Here is a 1,089-nt window from a genome sequence, read left to right on the forward strand (position 1 = left end):
GGGGTAGTGAATTCGTCAACGAATTTCTGACGCAGGACACTAGAGATTAGCAATCCGTTGAGCGCCTGCGCCTCTTTACAGCTCCTTGCCGTTCTTCCTATGCATGCCACTCGACGTCGTCATTCCGGCAACACGCCGAATGCTGTCTCCGGACTTGTCACCATCATTCTGTTGTTGGTATAGTGAAATGTCCGTTTCCAAGCAATGCCTTGGTAACGGGGTTTGATAATTCAACATGGGGATGATCGGTTTCGACGGTGACCTGTTCGTCGCAGGGAAGCGTGCCGAGAACGCCGGGTCCGCTCGTGGATGCCCCCGGCAAAAGAATAAGTGCTAAATCTAACCGCACTGAGTTCGCTCTCGCTGCCTGAGCTTCGCGCCAGGATTAACCAGTGAGCAGCAGCTCCGTTCACTCCTCCACGTCTTCGGGAGGATGCTGAGCGTCGTTTAGGAGACTTGCTGATGCAGCCGCGCCACAGGGCCGCATCGGGACTTTTTCTGCGGATATGCCCGCCATCAGCTGTCTGCGGCATTGATGGGGGCAGACAAAACTGCCGTACGGCCAGCAGACTACGCACGTAGAAGACTGAGGGTTCGGTCATCGGACCGGGGTTCAATTCCCCGCATCTCCACCATCGCCGCTTCGGCGGAACAAGCCGCTTTTCCTTACGGGAGTAAGGGATAGCGGCTTTTTGTTTTTCCGTTTTTTCCGTTGGAATCACGTTGGAATCACGTTGGAATCACGTTGGAATCATGTGTTTTCCGAATGTGTTTTCCGGAAAAATGTGGGCAAAAAGTGGGCAAAAACGGGCGCGTCCGGAAGCCCGTGAACACCCGTCCCGGCATGAGAAAAAGCCCCGCCCTCCACACGGGGGAGAGCGGGGCGGCGGATGTCATGGGGTGGACCGTCTACTTGGCGGCGCGCGGCCTCGGCCACGATCCACGAGGATTCGCCCCATACCTGTATGGCGAGCAGCGGCATGCTGCGGTGCGGCTCCTCCGTGCCGCCGGTGCGTTCCACGGTGACGAACCGTGTGGGACGGGATGATGTGGCCGTGGCGGGCACGTCCATGGACGCGGGCCACCCGT

General features: G+C 58.2%; 1 other RNA gene. It reads left to right on the forward strand.

What is annotated here, in order from left to right:
• Window positions 1–237: 237 nt before the first annotated feature.
• Window positions 238–635, forward strand: a transfer-messenger RNA (tmRNA) gene (gene ssrA / locus EHS19_RS08305).
• The last annotated feature ends 454 nt before the right edge of the window (window positions 636–1,089 follow it).

The organism is Bifidobacterium jacchi, from assembly GCF_009078285.1.
Classification (GTDB): domain Bacteria; phylum Actinomycetota; class Actinomycetes; order Actinomycetales; family Bifidobacteriaceae; genus Bifidobacterium; species Bifidobacterium jacchi.